The 15,045-nt window shown below is 36.0% G+C and carries 15 protein-coding genes and 1 pseudogene; 15 read left to right on the top strand and 1 reads right to left on the bottom strand.

The window, feature by feature from the left end:
* The first annotated feature begins 472 nt into the window (after positions 1 to 472).
* The 3 genes from CP357_RS07435 to CP357_RS10595 all read left to right on the top strand — a co-directional run bounded on the left by CP357_RS07435 (position 473) and on the right by CP357_RS10595 (position 4,842).
* Positions 473 to 703 carry a hypothetical protein gene (locus CP357_RS07435; RefSeq protein WP_098036958.1) on the top strand — a complete coding sequence of 77 codons (231 nt, stop codon included), beginning with the start codon at positions 473 to 475 and terminating at the stop codon, positions 701 to 703.
* A gap of 65 nt (positions 704 to 768) precedes the next feature.
* Positions 769 to 4,713, top strand: coding sequence for a S8 family serine peptidase (locus CP357_RS10600; protein WP_369822789.1), 3,945 nt, complete (start codon positions 769 to 771; stop codon positions 4,711 to 4,713).
* 12 nt (positions 4,714 to 4,725) lie between these two features.
* Positions 4,726 to 4,842: an SLAP domain-containing protein gene (locus tag CP357_RS10595; RefSeq protein ID WP_255404985.1), complete on the top strand. Its 117-nt coding sequence runs from the start codon at positions 4,726 to 4,728 to the stop codon at positions 4,840 to 4,842.
* A gap of 69 nt (positions 4,843 to 4,911) precedes the next feature.
* Here the strand turns inward: CP357_RS10595 and CP357_RS07425 are convergent, their stop codons facing one another.
* Positions 4,912 to 5,733 (bottom strand): Rpn family recombination-promoting nuclease/putative transposase, encoded by an 822-nt coding sequence (locus CP357_RS07425; protein WP_255404984.1) that lies wholly within the window; start codon positions 5,731 to 5,733, stop codon positions 4,912 to 4,914.
* A gap of 599 nt (positions 5,734 to 6,332) precedes the next feature.
* On the opposite strand from CP357_RS07425, the gene CP357_RS07420 reads away from it, so the two are divergent.
* The 12 genes and pseudogenes from CP357_RS07420 to CP357_RS07365 form a co-directional block, all read left to right on the top strand.
* Entirely contained in the window at positions 6,333 to 6,746 is a 414-nt protein-coding gene (locus CP357_RS07420) for a cupin domain-containing protein (protein WP_098036957.1), read from the top strand.
* Positions 6,747 to 7,166: 420 nt separating this feature from the next.
* A complete protein-coding gene (locus CP357_RS07415; RefSeq protein WP_098036956.1) occupies positions 7,167 to 7,571 on the top strand; it encodes a YSIRK-type signal peptide-containing protein in 405 nt (134 codons plus the stop codon).
* A 57-nt stretch (positions 7,572 to 7,628) separates the two neighbouring features.
* Positions 7,629 to 9,200 (top strand): hypothetical protein, encoded by a 1,572-nt coding sequence (locus tag CP357_RS10590; protein WP_233187234.1) that lies wholly within the window; start codon positions 7,629 to 7,631, stop codon positions 9,198 to 9,200.
* 267 nt (positions 9,201 to 9,467) lie between these two features.
* Entirely contained in the window at positions 9,468 to 9,662 is a 195-nt protein-coding gene (locus tag CP357_RS10585; RefSeq protein WP_233187233.1) for an LPXTG cell wall anchor domain-containing protein, read from the top strand.
* 148 nt (positions 9,663 to 9,810) lie between these two features.
* On the top strand, positions 9,811 to 9,963 hold the full coding sequence (locus tag CP357_RS10360) for a hypothetical protein (RefSeq protein ID WP_087176718.1): 153 nt from the start codon (positions 9,811 to 9,813) through the stop codon (positions 9,961 to 9,963).
* Positions 9,911 to 10,282 (top strand): co-chaperone YbbN, encoded by a 372-nt coding sequence (locus CP357_RS07400; protein ID WP_233187023.1) that lies wholly within the window; start codon positions 9,911 to 9,913, stop codon positions 10,280 to 10,282. Before CP357_RS10360 ends, CP357_RS07400 begins: the two co-directional genes overlap by 53 nt.
* Positions 10,272 to 10,922: a metalloregulator ArsR/SmtB family transcription factor gene (locus tag CP357_RS07395; protein WP_098036955.1), complete on the top strand. Its 651-nt coding sequence runs from the start codon at positions 10,272 to 10,274 to the stop codon at positions 10,920 to 10,922. Before CP357_RS07400 ends, CP357_RS07395 begins: the two co-directional genes overlap by 11 nt.
* A 105-nt stretch (positions 10,923 to 11,027) precedes the next feature.
* Positions 11,028 to 11,951, top strand: coding sequence for a thioredoxin-disulfide reductase (gene trxB / locus CP357_RS07390; RefSeq protein ID WP_087176715.1), 924 nt, complete (start codon positions 11,028 to 11,030; stop codon positions 11,949 to 11,951).
* An 11-nt stretch (positions 11,952 to 11,962) separates the two neighbouring features.
* Positions 11,963 to 12,613: a DsbA family oxidoreductase gene (locus CP357_RS07385; RefSeq protein ID WP_098036954.1), complete on the top strand. Its 651-nt coding sequence runs from the start codon at positions 11,963 to 11,965 to the stop codon at positions 12,611 to 12,613.
* A gap of 274 nt (positions 12,614 to 12,887) precedes the next feature.
* On the top strand, positions 12,888 to 13,703 hold the full coding sequence (gene yidA, locus CP357_RS07375; RefSeq protein ID WP_087363449.1) for a sugar-phosphatase: 816 nt from the start codon (positions 12,888 to 12,890) through the stop codon (positions 13,701 to 13,703).
* A 52-nt stretch (positions 13,704 to 13,755) separates the two neighbouring features.
* Positions 13,756 to 14,013 carry a bacteriocin immunity protein gene (locus CP357_RS07370; protein WP_025005511.1) on the top strand — a complete coding sequence of 86 codons (258 nt, stop codon included), beginning with the start codon at positions 13,756 to 13,758 and terminating at the stop codon, positions 14,011 to 14,013.
* 236 nt (positions 14,014 to 14,249) lie between these two features.
* Positions 14,250 to 14,993, top strand: a pseudogene (locus CP357_RS07365) (phosphatidylserine decarboxylase family protein); the annotation flags it as partial.
* Positions 14,994 to 15,045 lie beyond the last annotated feature (52 nt).

Raw genomic sequence — 15,045 nt, 5'->3', positions numbered from 1 at the left:
TCCAGATGGACTTTTTATTTTTCTAAAGTGTTCAATTTGATTTTACAATCGGCGAAAATAAAAAAACAAAAATTTTTGTTATAAAAAATCCAGATGCCTATTAGAACATCTGGATTTAAATTTTTGAGGCTCAAGTAGTCAAATATTTATTCATGGTGATCGATCAATCTTCTATTGAGATTAATGTTAGTTTATTAATGCATTTATATTAGATTATAGTATGTCTTTTTTATTCTATATAAATAGACAAATGAACGTCTTTTTGACTATAAATTGGTCAAATATACAAATCTATTTTTTATTACTTTATGCTAAAATGATGGACATTAAGTCATGAATATTAAAAAATTATTGTAGGAATTTAAATGAAAGGAAAAGATAACTATAACTCGGTAGATTATTCTTATGTTTTTTCTGCTAAAAAGAAATTGGAGTTAGAGCACGGCAAAAAAGTGCTACTAATTTTGGCAGAATGAAGAATAAGTGGACTGCTGCCGCTGTTATCGCGTTAGCCTCAGGTTCAGTGGTTTTGTTTGTGCCAACTGGAAAAGCGCAAGCAGCTGAAGCTGATGCTGGTGTGAAGACAGAACAAGTTGAGACTAATAAGCAAACGGATCAAGCACAGCAAAAACAAGTAAAACAACCTACGCAGGGTGAAGACGAGATGATCAAACTGATCAAGATACATCAGATCAACCGGTAGGTGATGATGATACTGATAAAGGTTATTATGAAAGTCAAAATCAACCTGTAAATACACCTGATCATATTAAAGGCAACGTTCAAGATGCATGGGACCAAGGTTATAAAGGTGAAGGCATTGCTGTAGCTGTAATTGACTCTGGAGCAGATCCAAGTCATAAAGATTTCCAAACTGCACCTACTAATCCTAAGTTTTCTAAAGAAGACATGGAAAAGATCATCAAGAAGTTAGGTCATGGTCGTTACGTAAGTCCTAAGTTTCCTTATGTGCATAACATGATCACAGGTGATGATGATCAAATTAAAGAAAATAACCAAGATGCAGTAAAAGATGGCTCTCACGGCCAACATGTATCCGGAATTATTGCTGCTAATGGTCAGCCCGATAATAAAAATGGTGAATATGTTGTTGGAGTAGCACCAGAAGCTCAACTATTGTTCTTAAAGTATTTTAGTGATGATGGAACTACGGGTGATGTAGCCGAAGCGATCTATGATGCAGTTAATGCTGGAGCTGATGTAATTTCACTATCTCTTAATAGTGCACCTAATGTGCCCAACTTGAATAACGCCGATCAAAGAGCAATTCGTTATGCTGTTGATCATGGGGTTGTTATTTCCGTTTCTGCTTCCAACGATGGTAATTCTGCATCAATTGATGCATCAAATAATGTTTCTGATAAGGATGACTATTATCCTAATTCAAATTTAGGTAATTACAAGCCATTTAATTCAGGTGATATTGGTGATCCTGCTGACTCTCCAGACGCCATTACTGTAGCGGCTGAAAAATCAGAACAAGATGAAGACAGTAACATGGCAGATTTTACTTCTTGGGGACCACTTCCTGATTATACTTTAAAGCCAGATGTATCAGCTCCGGGTGTGGATATTATTTCAACAGGAAATGATAATAAATACGTTAAGATGGATGGTACTTCAATGGCAACACCATTTAATTCAGGTGTAGCTGCTTTAGTTATTCAACGACTAAAAAAGACCAATCCTAATTTACGTGGTGCAGCTTTAGTTCAAGCAGTGAAGGGCTTGATAATGAGTACTGCTAATCCACAGTTAGACGTAAATAGTGATAATTCTGCTATTGTGTCTCCTCGTAGACAAGGTGCTGGTCAAATTAATGCTGGTGCAGCAACATCATCACCAGTTTATATTACTGCCGATGATGGAACTAGTTCACTTAGCTTACACAATATTCAAGATTCAACTAATTTCAACTTAACTTTCCATAATTTAAGTGACAAGGAACAAACTTATACCTTTGATGATTTGGGTGGAGGATATACTGAAGATCGTGATCTAGATACTGGATTGTTTAGTGATGTTCAATTAGCAGGTGCACGTGTTGATGGAGAAAATAGTATTACTATTGCTCCAAATTCAACTGCTAAATTTGCCTATACTTTAAAGCTGACTGGTTTGCAAAAGAATCAATTAGTTGAAGGATATTTGCATTTTGCAGGTAACAACGGTCAGGTAGATCTTTTTGTACCATATCTTGGTTATTATGGTGATATGACTAATGAGCACGTCTTTGATAAAAACGCTAATGAAGGCGATACTGATATTTTAGGCAACCGTCTTACTAATGAAGATAATTATCCACGTGGTATTGCCGATGAATATTCATTAAAGCAATTTGTTAAACAGAAAAAACAAGATAATGCCGATTATAAATGGCAACAAGCTGCTCAAGTTTATGATAGTGGTAAAGTTGCATTTTCACCTAATGATGATAATGAGAGTGATTATGTATTACTATTTATGTACTTAAAACAAAATATCAAGGATCTTAAGATTGAAGTCCTTAATGACAAGGGTGAAGTAATACGAGTAGTTACTGATGCAAAAGACGTAGCTAAATCATATTATGACAATCACAGCTCTGAAACTACGGTAAGTACAGATGAGTATAAATGGGACGGTAAAGTTTACAATAAAAAGACCGGCAAAATGGAAGTAGCGCCAGATGGTCAATATACTTATCGCTTCATAGCAACACTTTATAATAAGGGACCTCATCAAGTTCAAACTCATGATATGCCAATTATCATTGATACGACTAAGCCTGTATTTAAGAGTTTCAATTATGATACTCAAACTAATACTCTAACTGGTAGCTATGAAGATACTGGTGTTGGCTTCACTGATTATTCGTATGGTACTGTTACTATTAATGATAAAGTTTTCGGTTTCAAATTAAATGAAGGCCAAAATCAGTTTGACAATGATGATAAAACTAAAGGTCATTTCACTGTTAAATTGGATGCTGAGGAACTCGCAGCTTTAGCAAATACTCAAAATAAAATTACTATAGCTGTGAGTGATGCTGCAGATAATACGGCTAGTGAAACTAGGAATATTGCACCAGTTGCAGGTAAAGCTGAAGTTAGTGTTTGGAATGCAATTACTGGTATGCCATTTGATACCAACAGTGCTGATTATCATGAAAATAAAAAAGTCGACACTTACACTTTAAGAGGTGCGGCTAATCATAATTTCTACATTAATGGTAAATTAGTGCAGGTAGTTAATGGTCAATATGCGGTTCCAATTGATGTTACTTCAGGAAAGATTGTATTTACTTCTGATGAAGCTGGAAAGAATGAGTTATATACTTTCAAGGTAACAGATGTGGATCCAGATTCTCCAGCAGCCGAAACTAATGATTCAGATGATTCCGACAATTCAAATCCAGGAAAAATTGACTCAGAGGACCTAGGCAATATTAGCTTTGATCATTTTGAAAAGAATGAAATTGATTTTACTAATATAGATGATGCTAAAGAAGATGGATATGACCCATTAACAGGTAACTGGAATGTTACAGGATCTGTTGATCCAGATAAAGTTGCTAGTTTAATTGCAGTTGTGCAGGGTAATTCTGAAAATGATCCAGCTAATTTAATCAAATTTGATAAGGATGGTAATTTTAAATTTACTTTTAAGGAACCTAAAACTGGGCAGAAGGCAATACAGTATATTTATACTACTAAAGACGGAGAAAAATACCGTGGTGTAATTGGAGCAATAGTGGATTTTGAAACTACAACTTTGAATGTTGAATTGCCAACTATCACTAATCAACCAGTTTTGCATATTTTAGGTACTGCTAATGATAATATGAGTGGCTATTCTGTCATAATAGACGGTAATAATATATTTACTCAAAGAAATACCAGGCAAGTTAATAGTTATCCAGAATCTGGCCAATCACTTAATCCATACGGACCATATAACATTAACTATGATGTTAATTTAGATGACAATAATGGTCAGCCAAGTGATCATATCATTACAATTAAGGTAGTGGATCAAGTAGGTAATGTCACTAAGAAGAAATTCAATGTACATTATGATCCTAATTACACGGGGCAACCTGAGATTACGTCAGGTATTGATATGCCAACTACTTCAGAACAACCAATTAGTAAGCCACGTGTTGTAATTCCAACTAATAATTCTAGTGATACTGAAGTTTCAACAGACACCATCACCCTAATCTTAACTCACAACGCCTTCGTCTATGATGGTGACGGCAATGTTGTAATTACAGACGGCAAGAATACTTTGCTTGAAAAGGGTAATACTATTTCTGCATGGCACAAGGGTCAAATCACTACCTTGGCAGGCAAGAAGTACGTTCAAGTCGGTGATAACAAATATGTGAAGTTGTACAACACTTTGCTTAAGAAACTTGTAGTTCACAACTCATACCTTTACGATGCTAATGGCAAAGCAACTGGTAAGAAGCATAAGTTGACCGTTGTAAAGCATGGTAAGTTTGTTTACGTTTGGAACAATGGCGAAGAATTCAGAATTAATGGTAAAAAGTTCTGTCGCTTAGCCAACGGTAAGTTTATTAAGGTAGCTAACTTACAAACCGTTAAAGCAATCAAGATAAAACATTACAGAGCACGTTTATATGATAAAAATGGTAAGTTACTTAAGAAACATATTACTTTGACTAAGGGTAAATGCTACTGGGCATGAAATGATACCAAGATAGTTAAAATCCATGGTAAGAAATATTACAGAGTAGGAAAGAACAGATATGTTCGTGCAAATAAGGCTGCAAAAGTAGAGATCAAAACAGCCCTAGATGCTGATAAGCTCAAGTAGAAATAGATTTAGATACGAAAAGCCAGGCAAATTTTGCCTGGCTTTTTGACTAGATTGATTTGTAAAAATTTAAGCTTGTTTCATGAAGTCTTTCAATTCATCAATGGAGAATTGATCACCGTAATCCTTCTCTAAGCGATTTAAGATTTGTTCATCATTGCCGCCGAAATCTTTTAAAGCAGCGATTAACTTTTTTATGCCGGAAACAGTAGCGCTAGCTATGCCTCTTTGCATACCTTGTTGCATACCCTTTTGCATACCTTTTTCTTCTGCCTCTTGCTCTTTTTCAAGCATTCTAGTTTCATAGTCGATCATTTTATCCCTCCATTCTGGATCTTCGTTCATGTCCTTGATTCGCGTTTGAATTTCATCAAAAATGGCATTCAAGTGGACAGGTCGGTCATTAATCAGGTTAACTAAGCCTACCTGATCTGCATTTTCACCATTAGGAATTCCTTTGCCATTAATTATAATTTTTTCTAGTCCGTCCTGAAATTGCTTAGACTTGTTGTGATCTTCATAAGTATGGTAAGTGTATTTGATCCGGCCTTCACCTTCAGGATCGAAGTTGCATAAGAAAATCAAATAGGCCTTTTTCATGTTGCGATAGGTCTTGCCTTTATCGAGAGTATAGCGTTGATCCATTTTAGCAGCATAGTACCGCATTCGCCAGCCAAGGTCTTTTTTATCGGTAGTTTGAGCTTCTACATCGTAAAGGTTGTGCTCGTAATCTTCGACCAGTATGTCGAAGCGTACATCTTTACGCTCACGATGTTTAGGATCTTTGACTTCTTTTTGTTTTTCCGGATAGTAGATTTCTTTGATCTTGAAAGACAAGATGGTTTCAAAAATATACTTGCAAATTTTCTTGTCTGACATGATTTCACCCAAGACCTGATCTTCCAAGAAGCCATACCACGGTTTGATTACTTTAGGTGTTTCTTTCGTAACACACCTGCTTTCTGTAGAGTAGGGCAGAACCCTCTACTATTTAATACACAAAAAACAGGCAAAATTTTTTTGAAAAGTTAAAATAATAGAAAAACTACTAGATCCGTCTGAGAGTCTAGTAGTTTTTGAGTGATATTAATAATTTTAGGAGTCTTAAAAGCCAAAAATCAATTTGGTGAAACTGCTGATAAAATAAATACACCGAGCAATTCAAGTGCCAAAAATGTAATTCCAATAACTGTAGTCATAATTGCCATCCCCTTAGTTTGGAGATAAATAATTGGATATTTATCTTATTCATACTCTTTATCTTTACAATTTTTACTTTAGCATAGAATTACATAAAAATAAAGCGCTTACATCAAAAAAGGAGAAAAAAGACGAAATCTTTCGGAAATCGTCTTTGTCGCCCCTGCCAAGGAAGTCTATTATAGCATTTTGCATAAGTAAAAGTTATAGCTAGCCAGTAATTATAGATATTTCTCAAGCTTAATTTCTAAGCATACAATGTAATTGAGTTGAGCAAAGGAGAAATAAAAATGGCTAGAAACGAAGAAGAAGTAAAGAATTGTTCATTTGGTTTTGGCGAACCTAATACAGCTTATGCGAAATATTTTACTGGTGAGAGTTATTTGAATCCACTTGCTAATAGGGCTAACTGTAGTATTTCAAATGTTTCATTTGAACCGGGATGCATTAATCATTGGCATATGCACACTGTTGCTCAAACTTTGGTTTGCGTTGCAGGTGAGGGCTGGGTTCAAGAAGAAGGTAAGCCAGCTCATAAGATGACACCTGGTGATGTTTATGTTGTTGCCCCTAACACTAAGCATTGGCATGGTGCAACGAAGGATTCATGGTTTGCGCACCTTTCAATCATGACTGATACTGACAAGGCAAAGTCCACTTGGCTTGAGCCGGTTGATGAAGATTACTATAATAATTTGAAATAATTAAATATGCACGTATATTGAATGATCAAATCGTTTGGATTGGGTCATTTTTTTGTTAGAAAAAGTACGTTAAATAATAGCGATATTTTTAGAAAATAATTTTTGAGCCATTACAAGTAAAGCAGACTATCTTTTTAAAAATGCCTCTAAACCAGCACTAGAACTACAAAGCTAGCGTAATAATCAGTAGCAAAATTAAAGCAATATATTATTAACTGATAATAAAAGTTACGTTTAAATAACTAAAAAATTTTTGCAATTTACATAAAATGTACTAGTACATGGTTGTTGAATAAAAAATATACGTTATTTTTAATGAGAACAAGATGTATAAAGAAAGCGCAATGCGTGTGAAATTTAATTAATAAGGAATATTAGGGGGTTTTTGATATTGTATCTAAGAATAACCGTATTAAGAAAATGGAAAACGCTGCAGATAGACGGCAACACTTCGCAATTAGAAAATTGACTGTAGGTGCTGCTTCCGTTTTGCTTGGAACTACACTTTGGTTAGGTACTAACGCAAGCACTGCACATGCTGATGTGGCTGATGGCAATACTGAACCTGAAGCACATGAAGCAAGCGATACTCAAGCTGATAACGGTACAAGTACAGCTGAAAAAGTTATAGTTGAACAAACAAAAACAGATGATAATACTGTTGCTGGTGACAACAATACATCATCTGTTTCAGAAAATTCAGCAATCGAACAGAGTAATTTGGATGAGAGCAATGATAAAGCTGCTTCAAATGATAAAACGAATAATGAGACAGCTGAGATTAAGAATAATACAAATAAGATTGCTGCAACAGTAGATACTTAAAAATTAGAACAAAATAAAGTTGACGCCTCTACTGTTAAAGCTAATAATAACACCAAGGTGCAAAATGGTGTTAAAGATACGCTTAAGGAAAATTCTGTTGCTAAGAATACTCAAGCAGATAAGGTTGAACAAACTGTTAAAGATGCCCAAAAAGCTGCTGATTCTGCAGTTGTGTCAGAAGCAGCTGGTATAAATAAGATTAATAACAGCGACTTGAATAAAGATGCTGTTGTTTCTGATGCCGGAAAATTGGATAAGGCTGCAGATGAAAAGCAAGCTGAAACTGTAAACTTCAATTTGGATGATGCTGCATTACAAGGCCTCTCAAAGGAAGGCTCAGCTAACTTAGCTAAGTTGTTCAATACTAGTTTGGCAGTAGCTAATGAGGGTACTGAAAACCAGAATATTAACACTAATCCTAAGAATGAGAGCAAGCCTGTAACTACTTGGGATGCTGTTAGACAAGCAGCCGGTGCAGGTGATAAGAGCGTTAAAATAAAGGGTAATATTACCGCTTCAGATAATTTGAATGTTATCGGTAATTTAACTATTGAAGGTGTTGATGGCGCGACTTTAAGCTTGGGTCAAAATAGTATTGTTAACAATGGTAATTTGACTCCTGATATTACTAAAGATAAGTTAGACGACATTAAGAACTATGCTCTTTCACATACGTCTGATCAAACTTTGGAATACATTAAACACAGCCAAGCAGTAAGTCAGGATTCTGGTTGGAAGATGACAGACGCAGCTGGTAATCCAGTGACAGATCCATATACTGCAGTAGAATCTCCTAAACTTGATGGTTACACTGCAACTATTAAGTCAACTAATGCTCCTGGCGTAACTCAAGGCGCCGATGGTTCTGAAGTTCAAGCTAAATTAAAGATTAATCCAGATGCTGTTGTAAAAGACGGTGAGTTAACTGATGCTTACAAGAATAATGGCGTAACTGGTATTCCTGAAAATTATGAAACAGTTGTAGTTTATAAAAAGGAAGCAGAAAAAGGTTCAGTAACAGTTAAGTACATCGATGATACTGCTGATAAAACTCTTGAAACCAAGGATCTTTCAGGTGAAGTTGGTGAAAAGAGTGATTACTCAACAGCTCCTACAATTGAGGATTATACAGATAAGGGTTATAAGCTGGTTAGCGATGATTATCCTAAATCTGGTGTAACTTTCACTAAAGAGCCACAAAAATATGAAGTACACCTTAAACACACTTACAGCCCAGTAACGCCTGATGATCATCACGATGTAGATCCTAATGAAGTTACTAAGAATGTTAAGGAAACTGTTCATTATACTGGTGCAGGTGACAAGACTCCAAATGATAATGTTCAAAACGCAACTTGGACTCGTCATTTAACTAAGGACAATGTAACTGGCAAACTTGTTCCAAATGGTAAATATGATACTCCTTGGACTCCAAGTGAAACCGATTATAAGGCAGTTCCATCTCCAAAAGTTGATGACTACACTCCAGATAAGGAAACCGTACCTTCAACTCCATTAACTATGGACGACATTAATGTTACTGTAACTTACACTAAGAATGAAACTCCAGTAGTTCCACCGGATAGTCCAAACCCAATTCCAGCACCAACACCAACTCCACAGCCTTAACCTAAGAAGCCTGAAACTCCAAAGACTCCTGAAAAGGATAAGACTCCAGAGCCTGATGTTCCTGAACCAGATGAGCCAGAGCCTGATGAATCAGACGAACCTGATGTACCAACACCACGTCGTCACCACAAGAATAAGAAGCATACGCCAGCTCCAAAGCCAGCAAATAACTGGTCGAACAACTATGCTCCTCATGGTCAAAATGGTTACTACAACAACTTCGGCCCTCATGGTCAAGGCACTCCAGGACCAAATGGCGGAACTATTATGCCAAACGGTGAAGTACTTGACCGCAACGGCAATGTAGTTGGTTACATTGATGCAAACGGTAAAATTCACTACACTTTGCCACAAACTGGTGAAAATCAGAGTGAAGGTGTAGCTGCAGCTGCCTTAGGTGGCGCTGTTGTAGCCATCGGCCTTGTTAGTTTGGTCGGTGTGAAGAGACGTCACACGAATTAAATCAACATCTTAGATACCTTTTCCCTATATGAAGGGCGATGCATGTACATCGCTCTTTTTTTGTGTGAAAATATTGACTTATAAAAAGTAAGTGATATGATAACTATAGAATTAAACGAAAACGTAGAATACTTAAGGAGAAAATAAAATGACTGAAAAGAAACAAGATAAGGAAAAATTACAATCAGCATTTGCATCACTTAATGATAATGATAATTTAAGTGCGGGCGTTTGTGGTCCAGATGGCTGTGAAATTGACTGGAGCAAGGCAAAGAAAAATACCAAAGATGATCAAAAATAGTCTGAATACTATCCCAGATAATGCTGTTTTATATTTTGACAATGATTGGTGTGCTCAATGTTACGGTGAAACAAATGTTGTAAAAGATTTCACTCAAATAGTTGGCGATGTGGTTCCTTTCTATGAAATAAATGTCAATGAAAAACCAGAATTAGCCCAAAAATTTGAGGTATGGTCAGCTCCCAGCATTGTTTTGATCAAAAATGGAAAAAAGGTTGATCAGTTTAGTAAGTTTTTAGATTTTAACCAGTTTAAGACGTTATTTAATTACTATTTTAGTTCGTTAAAATCGAAAGAGGTGAAGGAGCATGCAAGATAAACTAGCAATTGCCTATCAAGATAGGGCTTTTGATCAAGTGTTGCGCATTGGGAAAGCCGTCAGCAATCTGACACGTTTAAAGATTATTTTTATTTTAGATCAAGGCTCTAAGTCCGTAGAGGAAATTTCAAAGGCAATCAATATTAGCGTGGGCACAACCTCTAAGAATTTACAAATATTAAAGCAAGTAAATTTAGTTAAGGAAGAAAAAAGCAAGAACTTTGTCTTTTATGCGTTGGCAAATGAGCAAGTAAGTCAACTGTTAATGCTTTTGACGACTTTAGCAGAAAAAACATTGCCAGAAATGAGATGCCTTGAAAAAACATATGATACTTTGCCGCAAACTGAAATAGCGGATCTATCAAATCAGGATAGCGCTACAACTTACGTTTTAGATTTACGTCCGACCGATGAATTCAATAATGTACATTTATCGGGAGCTCATAATATTCCATTTAATGAAATTGATTTTACTAATCTACCCTTTAGTCCTAATCAAGAAGTAATGGTTTATTGTCGTGGTCGACTTTGCGGTTATGCAAATCTGGTTGGCAATGAATTAAAAGCTAGAGGCTATACGCATGTTAGTGTTTTTAACCATAGTGTGACAGAATGGCAAAAGGAAAAAGCCAAAAATTAGATACAAGCTTTTGAATTAAATAGTTGACTTACAAAAAGTTAGTGATACTATATAATTATAGTTCAACGAATTTATAGAATATTAAAACTTAGCGAGGTAATAACGATGAAAGAATACGATTTAGCTGTAATTGGTGCAGGTCCTGGTGGTATGACAGCCGCTCTTTATGGAGCTAGAGCTAACTTAAAGGTTGCAATGATTGATCGTGGTGTTTATGGTGGTCAAATGAACAACACTGCTGAGGTTGAGAATTACCCAGGTTTTCCATCAATTATGGGACCAGAATTGGGTGAAAAGATGTATAAGAGTGCAACGGATCAAGGCGTTGAATTCGTCTACGGCGATGTGCAAAAAATTGAATTAGATGGTCAAAAGCGCATTGTTAGAATGGATCCAGAAGACATTACAGCCAAGGCAGTAATTATTGCAACTGGTTCAACCAATCGTAAGCTTGGCATTCCTGGCGAAGAAGAATATAGCGGTAAAGGTGTTTCCTACTGTGCTGTCTGCGACGGTGCATTTTTCAAAGATGAAAATGTGGCTGTAGTTGGTGGTGGTGATTCCGCTATTTCTGAAGGTCTTTACCTAGCAAACTTAGCCAAGGATGTTGATGTAATTCACCGTCGTGATCAACTTCGTGCTGAAAAGGTTTTACAAACACGTGCTTTTAAGAATCCTAAGATGGAATTTACTTGGGATAGTGTTCCAGTTGAAATTGTTGGTGATGAAAATAAAGTTACTGGCATCAAGGTTCACAATAAGAAGACTGATGAAGATAAGGTAATTGATGCTTCAGGTATCTTCATCTACATTGGTAATGTGCCAAATAGTGAACCATTCAAAGATTTAGAGATCACTGATGATCAAGGTTGGATTATTACTAATGATGAAATGGAAACTACTGTGCCTGGCGTTTATGCAATTGGTGACGTTCGTCAAAAGAAGTTACGTCAGATTGTTACAGCAGTTGGTGAAGGTGGTATTGCCGGTCAAAACGCCTTTGAATACATTAGTGAATTATCAGACTAATGAGGAAAAAGATGAAAATCAAATACTGGTCAGATATTGCATGCCCATTTTGCTATATTGGTTCTACTAGAATGAAAAAGGCAATGAAGGAAGTTGGCATTTATGATGATACTAAGTTGGAGCTTAAGTCATTTCAATTAAATCCAATGGAAGCTGAGACTGCTAAGAGTGGAGATTATATCAATCACTTTACTGGTGGTAAAAAAGAACTCGAAGCAGATGCTAAACAAAAGATGGCTTACATTACCCAAATGGCTGCTGGTGAGGGCTTAGAATTTCATTTGGATAAAGTTGTACCTACTAATACAATGGATGCTCATCGTTTGATCAAGTTAGCTGAGAGTAAAAATGATCGTGACTTGGTAGAAAGAGTAATCAGTCGTTTTTACAAAGTATACTTCACTGATGGTAAGTCAATTGCGGATAAAGACGTGTTGACAGCAGCTACAGTTGAAGCAGGTCTTGATAAGGATGAAGTAGAAAAAATTCTTACTTCTGATCAATATGAACGCCAAGTTGTAGGGGATGAAGTTGAAGCACAACAATTAGGTATCCAAGGTGCACCATTCTTTGTAATCAACAATAAATATGCAATCAGCGGTGCACAACCATATGAAGTATTTGTGCAAGCATTAGAAAAAGTTAAAGCAGAAGAAAAGTAAGCTAATAATAAAAGTCGTTGCTCTGTAGTGAGTAACGACTTTTTGTTTGGCAAATAATCGGTTAAGCTTGTTTCATGAAGTTTTCTAATTCCTTCTTAGTGAATTGATCACCGTAATCAGCCTCTAATCGATGTAAAATTTGCTGATTAGTTCCACCAAAGTCTCTTAAAGTTGGCAAATTTTTTTCAATGATTGAAAAAATATAAATGATAGAATTAAAGTTAGATTTATGATCGATGAATTGAAAATTAATAGAAATATACACGAGGAAAATATGAAGGATATTAAATTAATTGCAATTGACATAGATGGGACCTTATTAAATAGTGAGCGCAAATTGACACCAGGTGTAATTTCTACCATTAAACAAGCAAGTGCTGTAGGAAAAAAGGTGGTTATTTGTACCGGCCGGCCACTTGCTGGGGCACGTGAATATCTTGAACCGTTAGGTCTTGATGAGCAAGATGATCAATACATCATCAGCTTTGGGGGTGCTTTGGTTGAAACTACAACTGGCCACGGTTTAATTGAAGAAACTTTATCATATGATGACTATATTAGAATTGAAGCATTAGCAAGAAAAACTAATTTACATTTTCATGCTAGTAGCGATGATTGCGTTTATACTGCTAATCGTAATATTGGTAAATATACTGTACATGAATCTGTATTGTGTAGTATTGGTATTAAATATCGTACCCAGGAAGAAATGGCTGATAAAAAGATTTATAAATGCATGTATGTCGATGATCCTGATGTTTTGAGCGCAGCAATGGCCAAGTATCAAGCTGATTTTGACCAATTAGCTAAGGAATATATGGTAGTTAAAAGTACGCCATTTTATCTTGAAGTTAATCGTAAAGGTGTCAATAAGGGAACAGCTTTAAAGGCATTGACAGAAAAATTAGGATTGACTCAAGATAACGTAATGGCAATTGGGGATGAAGCTAATGATCTGAGCATGATCGAGTACGCTGAAACTGGTGTTGCAATGGGGAATGGTACTGATTTAGTTAAAAAAACTGCGGATGTGGTAACTGCTGATAATGATCATGATGGAGTTGCTCAAGCAATTAAAAATATTTTATAGTGTAAGCGGATACGGATAGCTCTATAATAGAGTTAGAAAGAAGGTCTCGCTTATGGCTCAAGATGAAGAAAGAATTATTAGAGATAAAATTGAATATATTGTTAATCATGATGAGGAAGTAAAGAAAAATCCCGAATTGATGGAAATTGTGCGGACAGCTTATGGCAGAAGGGCTGCTGGTAAGCCGATGCAAGAAGTAGCTTTAGCACTTGATAAGGCTTTAGCAGGATATATTATTAGCCACGGTGATGATACACCTGACAGTATTTTAGATTTGCATGAAGAAATGCAAAAATTATCTGGAATTTAAAAAATACCCCATAGTGCAGTAGCTTTGCATTAATGGGGTATTTTTGGTTTTAGAGTCATTTGAATGTAAGCGAATACAAAAAAGGCTATGCTAAAAGTAACAGAGTATTATTTTAGTAGAAATAGAGGACAAGACATAAATTTAACGTTGGAAAATGGCTTCCCAGCGATCAAGAATTTGAAAATAAATGGGTAAAAAAGGTTTATGAAGAAGCAAAGAGCGAAGAAAATAAGAATTTGCTTCCACCGGTTCAAGCTTTAAAAGAATTGATTGAATCAAATCGTTATATTTGGAATTTGTTTCAGATGATGTTTGATGAAATTCCTCAGAAAGATGTTGATACACCTGCAGGAACACAGCAGGTTCGAGACTATCACGAACTTTTATTAGTGCTTAATCGGCTAATTCAACGTGCTCCAGAATTTAATACGACTGGCTTGGTTGGTACACCAATTAATGCCGTACTTGATTATTCAATGGGAACTCGTGCCGGTTATGTTTTATTTAACGATCCACGTGTTAATGCGAAGATGAAAAATATTTTGGATTACTGGGGCCGGTATTTACAAAGTGAAGATTCTAGTTATGTTCTGAATACTTCAGATAAAGGCTGGCTTTCACCGTATGCTTTAAATGAAATGGCTAAAGAAGCAGGCGGAGATAATTCCGCGGACTTATTTGCTGTGCGTTCAACAGATGTTAAACAAAAATTAGGTTATACTTCATGGGATGATTTCTTTACTCGTAAGTTTAAGCCAGGTATTAGACCTGTAGCATCCCCAGATGACGATGACGTGATTGCTAATGCCTGTGAATCTGCACCATTCCGTATTGCGCATGATGTACCACTTAAAGCTAAGTTCTGGATTAAGGGACAGCCATATTCATTGATTGATTTGTTGCACAATGATCCGTGGACATCAAAGTTTGAAGGCGGTACATTGTATCAGGCATTCTTAAGTGCTCTTAGTTATCACCGCCGATGAATATATCTCAGATATTGGATCGGGCTTAAACTATAAACGTCCTAAA

The organism is Lactobacillus sp. UMNPBX6, from assembly GCF_002553975.1.
Lineage (GTDB): Bacteria > Bacillota > Bacilli > Lactobacillales > Lactobacillaceae > Lactobacillus > Lactobacillus gallinarum.
The sequence above is the reverse complement of the archived record's forward strand: the minus strand, read 5'-3'. Positions and strand labels throughout refer to the sequence as shown.